The 18,780-nt window shown below is 62.8% G+C and carries 6 protein-coding genes; 2 read left to right on the plus strand and 4 right to left on the minus strand.

The window, feature by feature from the left end; translation table 11 throughout:
• Positions 1–85 precede the first annotated feature (85 nt).
• Positions 86–13,084, minus strand: coding sequence for a non-ribosomal peptide synthetase (locus AC07W4_RS25915; protein WP_495034471.1), 12,999 nt, complete (start codon positions 13,082–13,084; stop codon positions 86–88).
• A gap of 396 nt (positions 13,085–13,480) precedes the next feature.
• Here AC07W4_RS25915 and AC07W4_RS25920 point away from each other — a divergent pair, with 396 nt between their 5' ends.
• Positions 13,481–14,029: an RNA polymerase factor sigma-70 gene (locus tag AC07W4_RS25920; protein WP_495034472.1), complete on the plus strand. Its 549-nt coding sequence runs from the start codon at positions 13,481–13,483 to the stop codon at positions 14,027–14,029.
• A gap of 140 nt (positions 14,030–14,169) precedes the next feature.
• Here the strand turns inward: AC07W4_RS25920 and AC07W4_RS25925 are convergent, their stop codons facing one another.
• From AC07W4_RS25925 to AC07W4_RS25935, 3 genes are all read right to left on the minus strand, one after another.
• Positions 14,170–15,183 carry a GNAT family N-acetyltransferase gene (locus tag AC07W4_RS25925; RefSeq protein WP_495034473.1) on the minus strand — a complete coding sequence of 338 codons (1,014 nt, stop codon included), beginning with the start codon at positions 15,181–15,183 and terminating at the stop codon, positions 14,170–14,172.
• A gap of 75 nt (positions 15,184–15,258) precedes the next feature.
• Complete coding sequence (locus AC07W4_RS25930) at positions 15,259–16,077, minus strand: substrate-binding periplasmic protein (RefSeq protein ID WP_495034474.1); 819 nt, start codon at positions 16,075–16,077, stop codon at positions 15,259–15,261.
• A gap of 93 nt (positions 16,078–16,170) precedes the next feature.
• Positions 16,171–16,797, minus strand: coding sequence for a TetR/AcrR family transcriptional regulator (locus tag AC07W4_RS25935; protein WP_008049130.1), 627 nt, complete (start codon positions 16,795–16,797; stop codon positions 16,171–16,173).
• Between the two features lie 178 nt (positions 16,798–16,975).
• Here AC07W4_RS25935 and AC07W4_RS25940 point away from each other — a divergent pair, with 178 nt between their 5' ends.
• The gene (locus tag AC07W4_RS25940; protein ID WP_495034475.1) at positions 16,976–18,778 is read left to right on the plus strand and encodes an acyclic terpene utilization AtuA family protein; all 1,803 of its coding nucleotides are present in this window, start codon (positions 16,976–16,978) and stop codon (positions 18,776–18,778) included.
• Positions 18,779–18,780 lie beyond the last annotated feature (2 nt).

Genomic DNA, 18,780 nt, shown 5'->3' on the forward strand with positions numbered 1-18,780 from the left:
GTTCATACATACACCTGCGAACCTGTGGGAGCGGCGGTGCGACGATTCGACTTGCCCGCGATGAGGCCGGTAAAGCCGCTGGAGATTAAAACCCCTCCAGCTCCGCCATCAGATCATTCAGCCGATCCACCTTCTCCTCGGTGATTTCGTTGGCCACCAACCCGTCGATGTACCCGGCCAACTCTTCCACCGTGCTGCATTCGAACATGGCCCGCAGCGGCACATCCCGTTGCAGGGTTTTCTGCACCCGTGACGCGATCTGCGTGGCCAGCAGCGAATGCCCGCCCAATTCGAAGAAATTGTCGCGAACACCCACCTTCTCGACCTTCAACACCTCGGCCCAAATGTCCGCCAGGGTCTGTTCCAGGTCATTGCGCGGCGCCTGGTAATCCTGGCTCTGCATCTGGCCGATCTCCAGCGCCGGCAGGGCCTTGCGGTCCAGTTTGCCGTTGGAGTTTAGCGGCAGCCTGTCCAGCCACAGCCAATGCAGTGGCACCATGTATTCCGGCAATTCGGCGCGCAGGCGTTGCTTGATCCGCTCCAATCCCTCGGCCGGACTCAACGCAACATCCGCCGCGACCAGATAGCCCACCAGATGCTTGCCGTTCGCCCCTTCCTGCACACCCACCGCCGCATCGCGGACTTCCGGTTGTTCATGCAGGCGAGCCTCGATTTCACCCAGCTCGATGCGGTAACCGCGAATCTTCACCTGATGGTCGATGCGCCCCACGTACTCCAACACGCCATCGCTGCGACGTCGAGCCAGGTCGCCGGTGCGATACAGGCGCTCACCCGGTGCGCCGAACGGGTTCGGCACAAACACCGGGGCGGTGCGCAGCGGATCGCCGACATAGCCGCGACCGACCCCGGTCCCCGCCACGCACAGTTCACCCACCGCGCCCAGCGGCACCAGTTCCAGCGCTTCGTCGAGCAGGTACAACCGGTTGTTGTCGGTCGGCGTGCCAATCGGCAGGTAGCTGGCGCGAGTCGAAGCCATATCGACGCGGAAGAACGCCACGTCATCCGAGCACTCCGCCGGACCGTAGGCATTCACCAGGCCGATCTGCGGATAGCGCAGCAACCATTGATGCGCCAGTTCCGGCGGCATCGCCTCACCGGTTGGCAACATCCAGCGCAGGCCGTCAAGGCTCATGCGCTCCTGGGCGAGCATGCCCTGGATCAGCGACGGCACGCTTTCCAGCACGGTAATGCCCTGGCTTTCCACATGGGCCAGCAAGCCTTGGGGATCGTGGGCGATGGCGTTCGGCACGATGTCCACCCGGGCGCCGAACAACGGCGCGGCGAGGAACTGCCAGACCGAAATATCGAAGCTTTGCGACGCGGTTTGGGCGATCACGTCGGCGTCGCTCAGATTCAGGTACGGCACCTTGCTCAACTGGTTATTGAGCATGCCGCGCTGTTCGACCATCACGCCTTTGGGCAAACCGGTGGAGCCGGAGGTGTAGATCACGTAGGCGAGGTTGTCCGGGCCGCTGTAGACGCCAGGATTGTCCGTCGACAGCGCAAGGGCCTGGACCTCCTCCCAGACCAGCAGCCTTGGCCGGTTGGCGCAGCTGATCTCGTCGAGCAAGGCCTGCGCCTGCTCACGACAGGCTTGCGTGCACACCAGCAATGGCGTGCGGCTCAGATCGATGATCCGGCTCAGACGCTGACTCGGCAACCCTGGGTCCAGCGGCAGGTAACCAGCACCCGCCTTGAAGCTGCCGATGATCATTCCCAGCAAATCGAGGCTGCGTTCGGCCAGCAAGGCTACCGGTTGATCTCGCCCGACACCGGCGGCGATCAACCCATGACCGAGACGGTTACTGCGTTGGTTCAGCTCAAGATAACTGTGTTGCCGGTCAAGACAACTGGCGGCAATCCGCTGCGGGTGCCTGGCGACCTGCATTTCAAACAATGCAACGTAGCTCTGCTCCAGCGGATACGGGTGTTCGCTCTGGTTGCAGCCATGGATGAGGAAGTCCTGCTCTTCGGCCCCCAGCAACGGCAGGTCGGCCATGTCGCCATGGAAACCTTCCACCAACGCCAGCAGCAGACGCTTGAACTCACCCAGCATACGCTCGACCGTGGCCTCATCGAAGTAGCGCTGGTCGTAGGACAGGTGCAAGCCCAGGTCATCACCCGGATAGCACACGGCCGTGAGCGGGAAGTTGGTATGGGTTCGGCCCGAATCCGAGGTCGCGTTGAGGCTCTGTGCACGGTCCAGTACGGAGACTTCCACCGGGGCGTTTTCGAACACGAACAGGCTGTCGAACAGCGGCTGGCCTTTGGGCAGTTCGCTTTGCTCCTGGATGTTCACCAGCGGCAGGTATTCGTATTCACGCAGTTGCATGTTGTGCTCGAGCAGACTACTGAGCCACTGGCGCACGCTGCAACGCTGGCCGTCCTCGGGCATTTTCACCCGCAGCGCGATGCTGTTGATGAACAGGCCGACGGTGCGCTGCATCTGCGGCATGTCCACCGGACGCCCGGCCACGGTGACGCCGAACAGCACGTCGCGATCACCGCTCAAGCGCCGCAGCACCAGTGCCCATGCCGCCTGGGCGAAGGTATTGATGGTCAGCTGATGGGCCTGGGCCAGTTCGCGCAATTGCGCGCCGTCCCGGGTATCGAGCCTTGTGTAGCGGTCGCCGACAATCATGCCGCCGCTGTCGCCGGCATGTTCGCGCAGCAATGGCCGGTCGCTCGGGATCGGCGTGGTCCGTTCGAAACCCTGCAGGTTGGTTTTCCACCACTGCCGTGCTTCGGCCAGGCTTTGATGCTGCAGCCAGCCGATGTAGTCGCGATAACGTGGCGGCACCTCCAGCTGCGCTTCCCGCCCTTCGTCGAGGGCGCTGTAGATCTCGAAGAAATCGTTCATCAGCAGCGAACGGCACCAGGCATCGATGAGGATGTGGTGGTTGCTCATCATGAACCAGTAGCGCGCCGCGCCCACACGGATCAAACGCAAGTGGAACGGCGCCTGGTTGAGCAGATCGAACCCGGCCTCGCGTTCGGTCTTGAGCAAGGTTTGCAGCTTCGGCTCTTGCTCGGCTTCGGCAAGATCGCTCCAGTCGAGGTACTCGATCGGCGTGCTGCCCGGTTTGTGGATCACTTGCAGCATGTCTTCGCCCACGTTCCAGCAGAACGACGCGCGCAACGCTTCGTGGCGGGCGATCACCGCTTGCCAGGCCTGGGCGAAACGCTGCGGGTCGAGTTCGCTATTGATACGGTAGCGGTCCTGCATGTAATACAGGCCGGTGCCCGGCTCCAGCAAGGTGTGCAGCAGCATGCCTTCCTGCATCGGGGTTAGCGGGTAGACGTCTTCGATGACAGCGGCCGGGACCGGCAGCGTATCCAGTTGCGTCTGGTTGAGATTCGCCAGCGGGAAGTCCGACGGCGTCAGGCCACCGGCGTCGTCGCGCAGGCAATGCTCGATCAGGCTGCTCAACTCACCGAGGTAGGCATCGGCCAACTCGTTGATGGTTTGCCCATCGAAGCGTTCGGCGCTGAAAGTCCAGCGCAGTACCAGTTCACCGCCATACACCTGACCGTCGACGCTCAGCTCGTTGGGCAGCGGGGCATTGCCATCGTGGGCCGCGCCAATGGCTTCATCCAGTGGATGGAACAGCGCGTCCGCCCCGAAGATCTGATCGAACTGACCGAGGTAGTTGAAGGTGATCGGCGCCACCGGCAACTGCGCCATGCTGTGGCGACTCTGGTCATCGGCGAGGTAGCGCAGCACGCCATAGCCCAGACCTTTGTGCGGTACGGCACGCAATTGCTCCTTGATTGCCTTGATCGACGCGCCCTGCCCGGCGGCTTCTTCGATGTTCAACGGGGTCAGGCACAGGGGATAGGCGCTGGTGAACCAGCCGACGGTGCGGGTCAGGTCGATCTCGTCGAACAGCGCTTCGCGGCCGTGGCCTTCCAGTTGAATCAGCGCCGATGGCTGACCGCTCCAGCGGCACAGCACGCGGGCCAAAGCGGTCAGCAGCAAGTCGTTGACCTGGGTGCGATAGGCACTCGGTGCCTGTTGCAGTAACTGCCGGGTACGCTCGCTGTCGAGGCGCACGCTGACGGTTTGCCCATGCCGGTTCTGCCACCCGCCCTCGGGGTGATCGCAGGGCAAGTCGGCAGTGGCCCCGGCCAGTTGCGCCTGCCACCAGCCCAGTTCTTCACGCAGGGACTCGCTGCCGGCGTAGGCCTGCAAGCGTGCGGCCCAGTCCTTGAAGGCGCTGGTTTTCGCCGGCAGTTTCACCGACTGCTGCGCGTCCAGTTGGCGATACACGGTTTGCAGATCGTCCAGCAGCACGCGCCATGAAACGCCATCGACCACCAAATGGTGAATCGCGATGAACAGCCGTTGCTGACCGTCGGGACCATCGACCAGCAACACGCGCAGCAACGGCCCTTCGTCAAGATCGAGGCTGCGCTGGGCATCGGCGAACAAGGCCGCGCATTTGTCCATGGACGAAACGCGCACCTGCCACAACACCGGCGCCTCGGAAATCGCCTGGTGTGTGGCCTGCCATTGGCCGGCGACCTTGCTGAAACGCAGGCGCAAGGCGTCGTGCTGTTCGATCAGCGCCAGCAGCGCTTGCTCCAGACGATGGGGTTCAAGGGCGGCGGTCGGCTGCAGCAACAATGCCTGGTTCCAGTGCTGGCGTTGCGGGATGTCGGTGTCGAAGAACCAGTGCTGGATTGGCGTCAGGCGCGATTCACCCATGAGCAAGCCTTGCTCGGCGCTGACCTGCTCGCTGCGGGTGGCGACGGCGGCGAGGGTCTGCACGGTCTGGTGCTGGAACAGGTCGCGAGGGCTGAAGTGGATGCCCTGCTGCCGTGCCCGGCTGACCACCTGGATCGACAGGATCGAGTCGCCGCCCAGTTCGAAGAAGTTGTCATTGAGGCCAACCTGTCCGACGTTGAGCACTTCGCACCAGATCTGCGCCAGCGTGACTTCAAGCTCGTTGCTCGGCGCCACGTACTGCTGACGGTTCAGCTCAGGGTCCGGTGCCGGCAGAGCACGGCGGTCGAGCTTGCCGTTGGCGGTCAGAGGCATGCTGGCCAGCAGGATCAGGTGCGTGGGCACCATGTAGTCTGGCAGTTGCGATTTCAGATGCGTTTTGAGCGCTTCACGCAGTTCAGCCTGCTGCGCTTCGCCAAACTCTGCGACGTCAGTCACCAGATAGCCGACCAATTGCTTGCCACTCGGTGCATCGAGCGCCAGCACCACCGCCTCACGGATCGATTCGTGCTCCAGCAGACGGGTTTCGATTTCACCGAGCTCGATACGGAAGCCGCGAATCTTCACTTGATGGTCGATGCGACCGAGGTATTCCACCAGGCCGTCGGCGCGCTGGCGCACCAGGTCGCCAGTACGGTAGATGCGTCCACCGCTGGCGACAAACGGATCGGCCACAAAGCGCTCCGCAGTCATGCCCGGACGCTGGTGATAACCCTGGGCCAGACCCGCGCCACCGACATACAACTCACCTGTCGCGCCTTGCGGCACCAACGCCAGGTCGGCGTCGAGAATGTAGGCCGCGCGGTCGCCGATCACGCTGCCGATCGGTACGCTGCCGGCCCCCTCTTCCAGTACTTCAGGGGCAAGACTGGCCAGCGGCATGACCACGGTTTCGGTCGGGCCGTAGGCGTTGAAGAACTGGCTCGGTTTGAAGGCTGCGCGAATGCGCGCCAGGTGCTCACCGGTCAGCGCTTCGCCGCCGGTGATGATCATGCGCACCGGCAGGGTTTCATTTTGCGTTGCCAGCCATTGCGCCAACTGGCTGCCGTAGCTCGGCGTGAAACCGAGGACGCTGATGTGATGACGGCGGATCAGGCCACAGATTTCTTCCGCGTCCCACTGCCCTTGAGCCCGCAGCACCACTTGCGCACCGCTGAGCAGCGGCACCAGCAAACGCTCGGTGGCGGCGTCGAAGTTGATCGAATAGAAGTGCAGCTCGCAGTCGTCGGGGCGCATGCTGAAGCGCTCGATCACGGCGCGGCAATGCATGGCGATTTCGCCGTGAGACACCACCACGCCTTTCGGCTTGCCGGTCGAGCCCGAGGTGTAAATCAGGTAGGCCTGATGTTGCGGCAGGCTGATCAATGGCAACTCGGTGGCCGGATAGCCGGCCAGTGCAGCGGCGTCCTCTTCAAGACACCAGCGACCGACGCTCGCCGGCAACTCGCCCAGGGCCTTGAACATCGTCGCATCGCTGAGCAGCAGACCGATGCCGCTGTCTTCGATCATGTAATGCAAGCGGTCCAGCGGGTACTCCGGATCCAGCGGTACATAAGCGCCGCCGGCCTTGAGGATCGCCAGCAGGCCGACGACCATCTCCAGCGAGCGCTCCAGTGCCAGGCCCACGCGAACCTGCGGCCCAACGCCACGCTCGCGCAGCATCCAGGCCAGGCGATTGGCGCGGCTGTCGAGTTCGGCGTAGCTCAAAGTCTGCCCGGCGAAGGTCAGGGCCGGAGCGTCTCGGCGAATCAAGGCTTGCTCGGCGAACAAATGATGAATGCATTGATCCAGTCGATGCTCGCCGGGCTCGACGCCGAGGCTGTCGAGCAGATGTTGTTGTTCGCCACTCGCCAGCAGCGGCAACTCGCTCAAGCGCTGTTGCGGATCGGCAATCAGGGCCTCCAGCAGGTTGCGCCAATGCCCGGCCATGCGTGCAATGCGCGGTTCGTCGAACAGATCGGTGCTGTAGGTCAGGCAGCAACCCAGGCGATGGTCGAGGTCAGTGACTTCCAGGTTGAGGTCGAACTTGGTCGCGCGGGCATCGTTGGCCAGGTACTCGACCGTCATGCCGGCCAGGGTTCGGCTTTGCTGGAACTCCCAGCGCTGCACGTTGCACATCACCTGGAACAACGGGTTGCAGGCCGCGCTGCGGGGTGGTTGCAGGGCTTCCACCAGATGATCGAACGGAAGGTCCTGATGGGACTGGCCTTCGATCACCGTATGACGCACCTGCTCGAACAGCTCGCCGACAGACATCTGCCCGTCGAGCCGGCAGCGCAGCACTTGGGTGTTGAGGAACGCACCGATCAGCCCTTCGCTTTCCGGACGAATGCGGTTGGCTACCGGGGCGCCGATGCGCAAATCGGTCTGGCCGCTGTAGCGGTACAGCAGCGTCGCCAGGGCGGCGGTCATGGTCATGAACAGGGTCAGGCCGTGTTGCGCGTTGAAGGCGCGGACCCGTGCAGCGAGGTCGTCGCTCAGGTCGAACCGGTACAACTCACCCTGATGGCTTTGCACCGGCGGACGCGGACGGTCGGCCGGCAACTCCAGCAACGGGTGTTCGCGGCCCAGTTGCGTGGTCCAGTAATCGAGCTGGCGCTGACGCTCACCGGACTCCAGCCACTGACGCTGCCACACGCTGTAATCCAGATACTGCACCGGCAATGGCGCCAGCGGTGATTCACGATCATCGACGAACGCTTCGTACAGCGCGCTCAGTTCCCGGGCAAAAATGTCCATCGCCCAGCCTTCGGTAACAATGTGGTGCAGGGTCAGAACGAAGTAGTGTTCCTGTTCGGCGGTCTTGACCAGGCAGGCGCGCAACAGCGGCCCGGCTTCCAGATCGAACGGCTGGTGCGCTTCGTCGTCGGCCAGTTGCTGGACCTGCCACTCGCGGACTTCGGCATCCAGCGCGGTGAAATCCTTCCATGCCATGCGCACGCCGGTTTGCGTGTGCACCTGTTGGCGGGCGACGCCGTCGATGCTCGGGAACGTGGTGCGCAGGGTTTCGTGACGCAGGATCAGGGCTTGCAGCGCCGCCTCGAAACGCGCCACGTCGAGCACGCCGCGCAGCCGTGCCATGCCACCGACGTTGTAGGCCGGGCTGTCGGGCTCCATCTGCCAGAGGAACCACATGCGCTGCTGGGAATAGGACAGCGGCACCGGCTGGCTGCGATCGACTTTCTCAATCGGCGGCTGTTTATTGGTGCTGCCGCTGGCCTTGATCAGGCGAACCTGTTCGGCAAAGGCACCGAGTTCGCTGTGTTCGAACAGCGCCCGCAGCGGCAACTCGACGTCGCAGGCCTGGCGGGCACGGGAGATGATTTGCGTGGCCAGCAACGAATGGCCGCCGAGGGCAAAAAAATCATCGCCCAAACCGACTTGCGCCAGGCCCAGCACTTCGCGCCAGATGCCGGCGATGCATTGCTCCAGTTCTGTCACGGGTTCAACGTGTTCGCGCACCTGCCACTGCGGATCCGGCAAGGCGCGCCGGTCGAGTTTGCCGCTCGGGCCGAGGGGCATTTGCTCCAGACGCATCAGTTGCGCCGGGACCATGTATTCGGGCAGTTCGGCGGCCAATGCGCTTTTCAGGCGCGCAGATTGCTCGGCTTCGTCCCCGGCATGGTCCGTTGCGGTGTAGTAACCGATCAACTGCGCCCCGGCCACGATGTCGCGCACCAGCACCACGGCTTGCGCAACGCCGTCCTGGGCGAGCAGCCTCGCCTGGATTTCTTCCGGCTCGACCCGGAACCCGCGCAACTTGACCTGCTGATCGAGACGGCCGAGGTATTCGATCACGCCGTCCACCGTCCAGCGCGCCCGGTCGCCAGTGCGATACAAGCGTGCGCCCGACTCGCCCAACGGATCGACCACGAAGCGTTCGGCGGTCAACGCCGGGCGACCGAGGTAACCACGGGCCAGGCCAACACCGCTGATGCACAACTCACCCGGTACGCCGACCGGAACCGGATTGAGATCGCTATCGAGCACACGGCAGATCACATTGCCCAGCGGCCGGCCAATCGGCGAGCGCTCGCCGTCGGCGCTGGAGCACTGCCAGTGGGTGACGTTGATCGCGGTTTCGGTCGGGCCGTAGCGGTTGTGCAGTTGCACCGCCGGCAGTTGCGTCAGCACCCGGTTGCGCAGCTGGGCCGGCAAGGCTTCGCCCCCGGAGAACACCCGACGCAGGCTGGTGCATTCAGCGCTCAGCGGTTCTTCGATGAACAGCGAAAGCAGCGGCGGCACGAAGTGCAACGTGGTCACGCCGTACGCTTGCACCAGCTGCGCGATACGATGTGGATCGCGGTGTTCGCCGGGACCGGCGATCAGCAAACGTGCGCCAGTGATCAGCGGCCAGAAGCACTCCCACACCGACACGTCGAAACTGATCGGCGCCTTTTGCATCAGCACGTCGGTTTCGTTCAGGCGATAAGTGTCCTGCATCCATTGCAGGCGCTCGGCCAGCGCCGCGTGGGTGTTGCCGACGCCTTTGGGTTGGCCGGTGGAACCGGAGGTGTAAATCACATAGGCGAGGTTGTCGCCGTGCAGATGGAGCCCTGGCGCATGGCTCGGCCAGCTCTCCAGATGCAGGGCATCCATCGCGATCACGCTGACGCCATCAGTCGCTGGCAGGCGCTCAAGCAATCGGGTTTGTGTCAGCAGCAATTGAACACCGCTGTCGCTGAGCATGTAGGCCAGGCGCTCGGCAGGGTAATCCGCATCCAGCGGCACGTAGGCGCCACCGGCCTTGATGATCGCCAGCAGGCCGATCAGCAGTTGCGGCGAACGCTCGCAGGCGATGGCCACGCAGACGTCCGGGCCGACACCTTTGTCGCGCAGGTAATGCGCCAGACGGTTCGCCCGGGTGTGCAGCTCGGCGAAGTCCATCTGGCCGCCGTCCCACATCAGCGCGGTACGCTGCGGGGTCTGGCGTGTCTGCTCGCTGAGCCATTGCGGTAGCCATTGGCTGGCCGCTGCGCAGGGTGCGGTGGCCCAGTCTGATTGTTGAAGGTGTTCGGCGGCGGTCAACAGTGGCAGGTCACCGATGGTGGTGTCCGGGTGCTCGCAGACAGCCCGCAGCAGGTTGCTGAAATGCTCGGCCAGACGCTCGATGGTCGCCGCGTCGAACAATTCGCTGGCGTAGTCGAAGGACAAGGTCAGGCGACCGTTGCGGTCTTCTTCGCTGTGCAACTGCAAATCGAACTTGGCTTCGCGGCTATGCCACGGCAGCTCTTCGGCCAACAACCCCGGCAGGCGTTTCAAGGCGCTGAGGTCCCGTTGCTGATGGTTGAACATGACCTGGAACAGGCCCTGCTCGCGGGCCTGGGGGAAGGCTTGCAGCAGTTGCTCGAACGGCAGGTCCTGATGCCCTTGCGCACCCAACGCCGCCTGACGGGTCTGCGCCAGTAGCTCAACGAATGTCAGGCGTGAGTCCACCTCGGCACGCAGCACCTGGGTATTGATGAAAAAACCGATCAGGCCTTGGGTTTCCAGGCGCGGACGGTTGGCATTGGGCACGCCGATGCGGATATCACGCTGGCCGCTGTAGCGATGCAACAAGGTCTGGAACGCCGCCAGCAACAGCATGAAGGTGGTCGATTCATGGGCCTGGGCGGTCTGACGAATCGCATTGCTCAGGGCCGCGCCCAGACGCACGGTGTGGCGAGCGGCGCTGTGCAGTTGTTGGGCAGCGCGTGGATGGTCGGTGGCCAGGCTCAGGGTTGGATGCTCATCACCCAAGCGGTCTTTCCAATAAGCCAGTTGACGCTCGCCCTCCCCTTGCGCCAGCCATTGCCGCTGCCAGTTGCCGTAATCGGCATACTGCGTCGGCAATGGCGCCAGCTCCGCTTGCCAGCCCTGGGAGGCGGCCGCATACAGGCGCGAGAACTCGTCGATCAACACATTCAACGACCAGCCGTCAGCGATGATGTGGTGCATCGTCACCAACAACTGATGGTCTTCGTCGTCGAGGCGCACCAGCGTCACCCACATCAACGGGCCTTTCTCCAGATCGAACCGGGTCCGCGCTTCGTCCTCGCGGATCTGTTGTGCCCGGGCCTCTCGCTCGGTGGCTGGCAGGTCACTGATGTCGATCAGTTGCAGGTTGAACCCGGCCGTCGCAACGACCTGTTGCAGCGCCACGCCGTCACGTTCGAAAAATCGCGTGCGCAGGGATTCGTGGCGCTCGATCAACTGCTGGAAGCTGGCGCGCAAGGCGTCCTCATCCAGCTCGCCGCGCAGGCTCAAGCCGCCGGGAATGTTGTAGGCGCTGCTGTACGGGTCGAGTTGCCAGGTGATCCACAGGCGGTTTTGTGCCAGGGATTGCGGCATCGGTTGCTGGCGCGACAGCGCAGTGATCACGCCCTGGGCCATGCCACCGTCCTGTTGCAGTCGGCTCACGACATCGGCAAAAGCGCCGAGGGTCGGGGCTTCGAACAGCAGGCGCAGGTTCAACTCCAGACCGAGCTCTTCACGCAGACGCGCCACTACCTGCGTCGCCGCAATGGAGTTACCGCCGAGCAGGAAGAAATGGTCGTCTGCACCCACCTGTGCCACTTGCAACTGCTCACACCAGATCCGGCCGATCAGGCTTTGCAGCTCGGAGCCCGACTCGATCTGGCCTGCACTTTCGGTGACGGCCGACGGGAACATCGCGTAGCTGTCGAGGCTACCGTCCGCCAGGCGATTGCGACACGCCGAGCGTTGCAGTTTGCCACTGGAGGTCTTGGGCAGCGCGCCCGGATTGAGCAGCACTACCACGTCCGGCGCTTGCTGATACGCCTCGGCGACGGCTTGTCGAATGGCTTTGATCAAGGATTCCGGCGGCAGGATTTTCTGCACGCTGCGGCTGATCTCGGCAGCGATGCCGATGCCTTCCTGTCCATCAACCGTGACGGCGAAGGCGGCAACCCGGCCTTTGCGCACCACTTCCACTTCGCGCTCGACAGTCTGCTCGATGTCCTGCGGGTACAGGTTGTGCCCGCGCACGATCAGCATGTCCTTCAGGCGCCCGGTGATGAACAGCTCGCCGTTGCGCAGGAAACCCAGGTCCCCGGTGCGCAACCAGGTCTGACCGGCGTGCCGGACGAAGGTCTTGGCGGACGCCTCGGGGTTTCGCCAGTAGCCCGAGGAGATACTCGGCCCGCTGGCCCAGACTTCGCCGACGACGTTGTCGGTGTGTTCGGTGAGCGAGACCGGATCGATGATCAGCACGGCGTGACCCGGTTGGCTGATACCGCAACTCATGACCGGGCTACCCTCACCTTCTTCGACACGGTTCTGCGCCAGGGCCTGATCGTCCACCCGCAGGTTGCCGATGCCTTTACCGCGCGCGGTGCCGGCCACGAACAAGGTGGCTTCGGCCAGTCCATAGGAGGCCATGAAACTGTCCGCGCCGAAGCCGCAGGTCGCGAACTTCCCGGCGAAGCGTTCCAGGGTGTCGAGGCGAATCGGTTCGGAGCCGGAATACGCCACGCGCCAGCCACTCAGGTCGAGCCGTTCCAGGGCCGACTCGCTGACCCGCTCGCTGCACAAGCGAAAGGCAAAATCCGGCCCGCCACTGATGGTGCCGCCGTATTCACTGATCGCCTCCAGCCAGCGCAACGGCCGGCCGAGGAAGTACGCCGGGGACATCAACACGCAAGGCACGCCGCTGAAAACCGGCTGCAGCAGGCCGCCGATCAGGCCCATGTCGTGGTACAGCGGCAGCCAGCTGACGATGACGTCGTCGGGGTTCAGGTCAATGCCGAAACCGTGGCGAATCAGCAATTCGTTGGCCACCAGATTGCCATGGCTGACTTGCACGCCTTTGGGTAGCGCGGTGGAACCGGAGGTGTATTGCAGGAAGGCGATGTGATCGTCCTGCAAGTCCACCGCGACCCAGCGCTCGGCCAGTGCACCGTCGAGGGTATCGACACACACCAGTGGCGGTGCCCCTTCGATCTGCTGCAACCCATCGCGCAGCCCGGCGCTGGTCAGCAGCAAGCGCGGCTGGGCATCGCTGATGATCGACAGCAGGCGTTCCTGGTGATGACGGCGTGTCGACTCCGGCGGATAGGCTGGCACCGCGATCACCCCGGCGTACAGGCAACCGAAGAACGCCGCGACGTAATCCGGGCCGCTGGGGAACAACAACACCGCGCGGTCGCCAACATCCGCCCGGGCCTGCAACGCGCCGGCAATCGTCCGCGCCCGCAGGTCCAGTTCGCGATAGCTGAGCACTACGGCCTGTTCCGGGGTCTCGGCGAGAAAGCGCAGGGCCACCCGATCCGGCGTCAGGGCCGCGCGGCGCTGAAGGGCTTGGACCATTGTGCTGGGGAGTTCGAACGCGTCGGTCATGAGGTTTCCTGCCTGAATTCGGCTTGGTAGGAGCGAGCTTGCTCGCGAAAATCCGGAGAACACCGCGGGGTGTCGGGCGCCCATCGTCATCGTTGACGACCATCGTCGGAACGCCGCCCGGAGCGAGCTCGCTCCTACGGGGTGATGAGGGTTGCGCTGTGCAATTCACCAATGAGAACGGATGACGTCTTGAAATAATTAGTCGCCTGGTTGCAACGCCAGGCGGGCTGAAGGGGCGTCAACGTGTCGCAGTTCGCACTCTGCATTTTTGTCGCGCATCAATTCTTTTTCTCATTTGACAATCATTATCATTAAGCCTAATTTGTCGCTCGATGTGTAGGACGCCCCCCCGGTTTTTCGCCGTCCCACTAACCTTTTGGCAGCAGGGTGATTTCCATGATGGAACCAGTATCCACAAGCAGGTGCGATACACCGCTACTTCAGGCATTCGTCGACAATCGACTGATTCTGGTGAAGATTGCAGCCCGAATTACCGGTTGCCGCTCACGTGCCGAAGATGTTGTGCAGGACGCATTCTTCCGGCTGCAATCGGCCCCGCCCATCACCAGTTCGATCAAGGCTCAGCTCAGCTACCTGTTCCAGATCGTGCGCAACCTGGCGATCGACCACTACCGCAAGCAGGCGCTGGAGCAGAAGTATTCCGGTCCTGAAGCGGAAGGGCTGAATGTGGTGATCCAGGGTGCGTCACCGGAAACGTCGCACATCAACTTCTCGACACTGGAGCACATTGCCGATGCGTTGACCGAGTTGCCGAGCCGCACCCGCTACGCCTTCGAGATGTATCGCCTGCACGGCGTACCGCAAAAGGACATCGCCAAGGAACTCGGCGTCTCGCCGACCCTGGTGAACTTCATGATCCGTGACGCGCTGGTGCATTGCCGCAAGGTGTCGGGCAAGCGTGGCGATGCGGCTTCCCGCCAATAAGAGCTGAAATCTGCGTCGCGCCCTTCGCGAGCAAGCCCGCTCCCACAGGTTCAGCGCACACCCTGTGGGAGCCGGCTTGGTCCGGGCGGCGTTCCGACGAAGGCTGACTCAAGACCGCAACGAATCTTGAGCTTCAAGCATCAAGCCAGTGCGCACCGATCAAAAAACCGCTCCCGCCCCAACACCATCAAGGCCGCGCGCTTGTGCGGGAAGTCGAACTCTTTCTCGCAGTGAAAGCGCTGCTCCTGCATGTACCCGATCATCTTCGCGTTATCGGCACGGGGCTCGGCAACCACGCGCCGGGTGCGCGGATCATCGAGAAACAGGTAATGCACCAGCGCCGATAACCAGCTCGCCACCTTGTGCGGACCGCGGTGATTTTCTTCGCCCACCAGCATGTGAATGCCACGGTCGTAATCGTTGACCTCATAGAACGGCGAGATGCGATCTTCCCTGGCCCAATAAGCCTCGAAATAAGCAAATGGCTGATCGTCGAAACTACCGATGAGCGTTAACGTGTGCGGGTCGGCCTCGAGTTTGTTCAGGTACTCGCGATGCTGTTCGAGGCTGCCCTCCTCCTGCCAGAAACTGGCGACACGCGGGCTGTTCTGCCAACGGTTGAAGCGTGCCAGGTCTTGCTCGATATCCAGCGTGCGCAGGGAAACCCAGGCGCCCAGCCGCGCATCGAAGCGTCGATACACTTCACCACGGGGTTTGACCGGCCGCCGTGGATGACGCTTGCCGTCGCTCATGAGCATTTGCTGCGGATAGCTGCCGGTCAGGGAATGCCCCAGCCACGGCTGCGACAACTGCCAGAACACAGTGCGCTCGCAGTGATACTGGCCACTGACGGGAGTCGGAATCAGCAGACCGCTGAACACGGCTTCGGTCGGTACGTCTTGCAGTTGCCAGACCAGGCGCTGACAGTTGGGGTCCCGGGCGAACAGCCAGTAACAGGCCGCCCACAACGCCTGCCGTTCAGGGCGACCGAAATGCTCTTCCAGTTGCACGTGCAATTCGGGGCCACGCATCAGCCGCAGGGTGAGCAACGGTTGCCCCTCCAGGCTGAGACTCAGGCGGCTTTGGGTTTCATCAGCGGCAAGACGACTGCCTGTCGGCAGACACAGGGCAGTCAGGTCATTCAGATTGGACATGGGTCGGGCTCACGATAATCGTCGACAGTTCAACGAGGTGACGTGAGCCACGGCGGGAAATTTAGGCAAAGACCATCATTTGGCGGCTTGTGGCGCCGGTTCGTTGCGCGGGACCGGCACCAGCGCAATCTTGTACGGCTGGAAAATCTTCAACATCTGGCCGTTGTCCCGCAAGCCTTGCAACAACTTGCCGAAGGCCTCGCCGCTGATGGGCGCGGTCGGACGCAGAATTGCGTAGTGGTGATAGACCTGATCGATGCGATCGGACGCCAACAACTCCTTGGCGACATTCGGATTGCGCAAAAAATAGTCGTTCAGGTAAGAGCGCGTGACCAGGGCAATGTCGGCCCGGTCGCGTAATACCATCAGCAGATTGCTGTCATGGGAATAGGTCAGCGTGGCGTTGTAGTTTTTCGCGAGGTACAGAGGGTCGGCATTGAAGTTGGCGAACTCGTAGTGATAGCCGCTGAACAGTGCCAGGCGCTTGCCTTTCAGGTCGGAAAAATAGCTTTGCTGTCGATCGGGCAGGTGTTGCGCGACAAAAATCTCGGCGTCCTCCAGCCCCATGTCGACGGCTGTGTGGGGGATATCCTCCCAACCCCAGGCGGGATTTTCGAAGATGGCCATGTCGACCCGGCCCTGCTTGAAATCACCGAAGCGCCGGGGAATGGAAGTGGGCACCAGGACAAACTGGTAGTCAGTTTGCGATGCATTCAGGGCTTCGACCAGTTGCGGCAGCAACCCGGTATCGGCCCCGGATTCCGGGCGCACGGTGTAGGGTGGAAAGTGCGCGGCACCAATGCGCACCAGTTGCGCAGCCTGGGACGGCATCATCGTTGACACCGCAAGCATCGACAGCAACAGCCGTGAGGCTGACCGAATTGGCGAACCCATCAAAACGCCCCCACTCCCCAATAAAACGGTACCAATGCATTCAAGCTAGGCGGTTTCGTCCAGTTAGCCAGTTTAATGTAGGCCAATACAAGCTTATTGCCGGTCTTCCAGCACCAGAATCAGCGCCTCATCGGCCAACTGATCGAGACTCATGCTGCCGCCGGCGCGAAACCACGTCGTGGTCCAGGACAATGCGCCGGTCAGGAAGCGGCGGGTGATGAACACATCGCCACGGATAAACCCGGCGCTCTTGGCTTCTCCCAGCACTTGCAGCCAGATGTCTTCGTAGATGTCCCGCAACGCCAGGACCTTGGCCTGACCCTCTTCGGACAGCGAGCGCCATTCGTAGACCAGCACGGCCATGGCCTCGCCGCTGCCGCCCATGATCGACTGCAATTCACACCGGATCAGCGCCAGCACCTGCTCGCGTACATTGCCGGCCTCGGCGATGGCCGCACGCATCAACGCGGTGTTGTAGAGAATGGTCTCCTCCATCACCGCCCGCAGGATTTCGTCCTTGCTCTTGAAGTGATGGAAAATGCTTCCCGACTGAATGCCCACGGCGCCGGCCAGGTCGCGCACGGTCGTGCGTTCATAACCTTTATTGCGGAACAGGTGGGCCGCCACTTGCAGCAGCTTGCCACGGGCGCTGTCCGGGTCGGTCAGTTGGCCATCGTCGACCAATTGGCGCATCACCCTCAGGGCTTTTTGCTCGTCCACCCGTTCTCTCCTACAGTCGTTCAATCAATAACGCAGATCCCCCCGAAAACAGCGGGGTTGCGCGGGCAATTTAAGCGCATGGATGCAACCAAGCAAGCGCTTGGGCAGAAGATAATCAAGTCATTTACAAACCAAGCGCTTGCTTGGTAATGTCGATGAACTTCGGTTGGAGGTGGTTATGGAATGGACTGCGCCTAAAACAATTCGCATCGGTTGCGCCAGTGCCTTCTGGGGCGATACCTCGACCGCTGCCGCGCAACTGGTCGAACACGGGCATCTGGACTATCTGGTCTTCGATTACCTGGCCGAAATCACCCTGTCGATCATGGCCGGCGCGCGGATGAAAGATCCCCAGGCCGGCTATGCGGGCGACTTCATCGAAGTGCTCGCGCCCTTGCTGCCGCATCTCGCGCAGCAGAACATCCGGGTCATCAGCAATGCCGGCGGGGTCAATCCCCAAGCCTGTGCCGCCGCCCTGCAAGCGGCCTGCGACAAGGCCGGGGTGGCGCTGAAGATCGCCGTGCTGCTGGGCGACGACCTGCAACCGCAATTCAAACAGCTGGGCAACCTGGGCATTCATGAAATGTTCAGTGGCGCGCCCCTGCCATCGATGTGTGTCTCGACCAACGCCTATCTCGGTGCACCCGGCATCGTCGAAGCCCTGCGCCTGGGGGCGGACATCGTGATCACCGGGCGCGTGGTCGACAGTGCGGTGGTCAGCGCCGCGCTGGTGCATGAGTTCGGCTGGTCGTGGCACGACTACGACAAGCTCGCCCAGGCGGCACTGGCCGGGCACATCATCGAATGCGGCGCCCAGTGCACGGGCGGCAACTTTACCGACTGGCGCGACGTGCCCGACTACGAACACATCGGTTTTCCCATCGTCGAAGTCAGCGCCGACAGCCAGTTCATCGTCAGCAAACCGGAAGGTACGGGTGGGCTGGTCACGCCACTGACGGTGGGTGAACAGATGCTGTATGAAATCGGCGACCCACGTGCCTACCTGCTGCCCGACGTGGTGTGCGATTTCACTCAGGTCAAACTGCTGCAACAAGGCAAGAACGCGGTGCAGGTGCATGGCGCCAAAGGCCTGCCGCCGACCGCGCAATACAAGGTCAGCGCCACGTACCCCGATGGTTTCCGCTGCACCGCCAGTTGCCTGATCGCCGGCATCGATGCCGTCGACAAGGCGCGGCGGGTCGGTGATGCGATCATCAACAAGACCTCGGAAATGTTCCGCCTGCGCGGCTGGGCGCCCTACAGCGACGTGAGTATCGAGTTGCTGGGCAGCGAGGCAACCTACGGCCCCCACGGCCAGCGTCAGGACAGTCGCGAAGTGGTGATCAAACTCGCGGTGCGCCATCCGGACAAGCAGGCGTTGATCGTGTTCTCCCGGGAAATCGCCCAAGCCGCCACCGGCATGGCGCCGGGGCTGACCGGCATTGTCGGTGGCCGGCCAACGGTGTATCCGCTGATCCGGCTGTTCTCGTTCCTGATCGACAAAACCGCCTGCACGCTGGACATTGATTTCATGGGCCAGCGCCACCCGTGTGCCCTGCCCGCCCTCGATGTGCTTGACCCGCTGGACCTGCCAGCCACGCTCACGCCACCGAAACCGCTTGGCCTGGCCGACGCCAGCGTGGCCCTGGTCAAACTGGCGGTCGCCCGCTCGGGCGACAAGGGCAACCACAGCAACATCGGCGTCATGGCCCGCGCGCCGCAATTCCTGCCATGGATTGCAGAAGCCTTGACCCCGGAAGTGATCGTCGACTGGATGGGCCACGTCCTCGATCCAGTCCACGGGCGAGTCGAGCGCTGGTACTTGCCCGCCAGCCACAGCCTGAATTTCCTGCTGGAGAACGCCCTCGGCGGCGGCGGTGTCGCCAGCCTGCGCATCGATCCGCAAGGCAAGGCCTTCGCCCAGCAACTGCTGGAAATCCAGATCCCGGTGCCGCAGCGCATCGCCGACCAGTTCAACTAGAG

The organism is Pseudomonas sp. GW821-FHT02A08 (assembly GCF_059422045.1).